The sequence below is a fragment of the Mangrovihabitans endophyticus genome, assembly GCF_014646155.1.
In the GTDB taxonomy this organism is placed as follows: Bacteria; Actinomycetota; Actinomycetes; order Mycobacteriales; family Micromonosporaceae; genus Actinoplanes; species Actinoplanes endophyticus.
In genome coordinates this window covers 1-631 of the sequence record NZ_BMMX01000154.1, presented here as the reverse complement: position 1 = coordinate 631, position 631 = coordinate 1, and the positions used below count along the sequence as shown (strand labels likewise).

1 tRNA gene and 1 rRNA gene are annotated in these 631 nt (G+C 47.1%); both read left to right on the top strand.

From position 1 onward, the window contains the following. Positions 1-76 precede the first annotated feature (76 nt). Positions 77-150, top strand: a tRNA-Ala gene (locus tag IEY73_RS32850). 109 nt (positions 151-259) lie between these two features. After that, a 23S ribosomal RNA gene (locus IEY73_RS32845) occupies positions 260-631 on the top strand; the annotation flags it as partial.

The window sequence follows — 631 nt, the reverse complement described above, 5'->3', positions numbered from 1 at the left end:
AAGGAAGAAAGAAAAAAACTTCCTTAAAATTTTGCAGGAACAAAGTAAAATGCTTACCTTTGCAGCCGCAAAAAACGGGGGATTAGCTCAGCTGGCTAGAGCACCTGCTTTGCACGCAGGGGGTCAACGGTTCGAATCCGTTATTCTCCACAATAGAAAACGGTCTATGACATGATGTAACAAGCAAAAGTAATTTTAGTACGAAAGCTAAAAGTATATATCATCCCGCACGCATCGCAAGATGCGCGTGCACGTGATAAGGAAAGTAGGAAAGGGCGCATGGCGGATGCCTTGGCTCTCGGAGGCGATGAAGGACGTGATAAGCTGCGATAAGTCACGGGGAGGTGCAAATAACCTTTGATCCGTGAATCTCCGAATGGGACAACCCGATATCCTGAAGGGATATCACCTTACATAGTAAGGAGCTAACGCAGGGAACTGAAACATCTTAGTACCTGCAGGAAAAGAAAATAACAATGATTCCCCCAGTAGTGGCGAGCGAACGGGGAACAGCCCAAACCAGTGGCGTCGCAAGGCGTGGCTGGGGTTGTAGGACCGCGACATTGTACTGAAATGGTGAGTGGAAGTATCTGGAAAGTTACATCACAGAAGGTGATAATCCTGTACACGA